At 65.8% G+C, this 1,036-nt stretch carries 1 protein-coding gene; it reads right to left on the bottom strand.

What is annotated here, in order from left to right:
* A partial coding sequence (locus tag ACFV4G_RS43585) for an OprD family outer membrane porin (protein ID WP_380449234.1) occupies nt 1-982 on the bottom strand: 982 nt, incomplete at its 3' end.
* Nucleotides 983-1,036: the final 54 nt, after the last annotated feature.

Below are 1,036 nucleotides of genomic sequence, written 5' to 3'. Positions count from 1 at the left end.
GGGCCCATTCCTTCTTGTCGCCGGTGGCGGTCTCGATGTGGTCGCCGTTGTAGTAGTTGGTCTTGAAGGTCAGGCCGGGCACACCGACGCTGGCGAAGTCGTACAGGTAGCGCAGTTGCCAGGTGCGCTCGCCGGCGCGCTGGAACTTGCCGGACATGGTTTCGGTGAAGAAGTAGCTGGTGGTGCCCGCCCCTTCGTTGACCCACACCGCGTCGCTGTCGCCATCCACCTGCTGGTAGCCGGTGGAGAACGAGTGCGCACCGACCGCGTAGGTGAACAGCACGCTGCTCAGGCGGCTGTCGACTTCGCCACGGGTGCGGCCGTTGCCGTAGTAGCCGCTGCTGTAGTAGTCGGGGTCGTGGCCGTTGCGCCCGTCGGAGCTGTTGTTCCAGAAGCGCACGTCGGTGGTCAGCCGGCCGGGGCCGAGGTTGAAGCCATACACGCCGCCGACGAAGTGCTGTTTGTAGAAGTCGGTCAGGTTGGCGTAGTAGTACTGCAGCATCAGGTCCGGCGACACCTTGTAGCGCCCGCCGGCGTACCAGAACTCGTTGACGTGGGTGCTGCGGGTGGTGTTCACCCCGGGGTTGACCGGGTCGACCGTGGCGTTGGAGCCGGCGATGGACAGGCCTTCCCAGTCGGTCGACCCACGCTCCTTGACCCGGTCGATGCGCCCGGCGGTCAGGGTCAGGTTGTCGATGTCCTTGGACTCGACCTGGAAGCCGCGGAAGGTCTGGAACACCAGGCGGTCGCTGGCGAACAGCACCGGCAGTTGCGGCTGCAGGGTGCCGTAGCGGAACTCGGTGTTGCCCACCCGCGCCTTGAGGGTCGGGCCCAGGCTGGAGAAGTCGCTGACCGCACGACCATCGCTGTCGGTGGGGAAGATATTGCCGTTGCTCGCCGTGCTGGTGGGGTTGTAGTGCCGCCCCTTGCCGGAATCCAGGCGGATGCCGAGCATGCCCACGGCGTCGACGCCGAAGCCCACCCGCCCTTCGGTGAAACCCCAGGTGAAGTTGAGAACGAAACCCAGGCCCCAATC

This window comes from Kitasatospora sp. NPDC059747, assembly GCF_042732955.1.
GTDB lineage: Bacteria > Actinomycetota > Actinomycetes > Streptomycetales > Streptomycetaceae > Kitasatospora.
The sequence above is the reverse complement of the archived record's forward strand: the minus strand, read 5'-3'. Positions and strand labels throughout refer to the sequence as shown.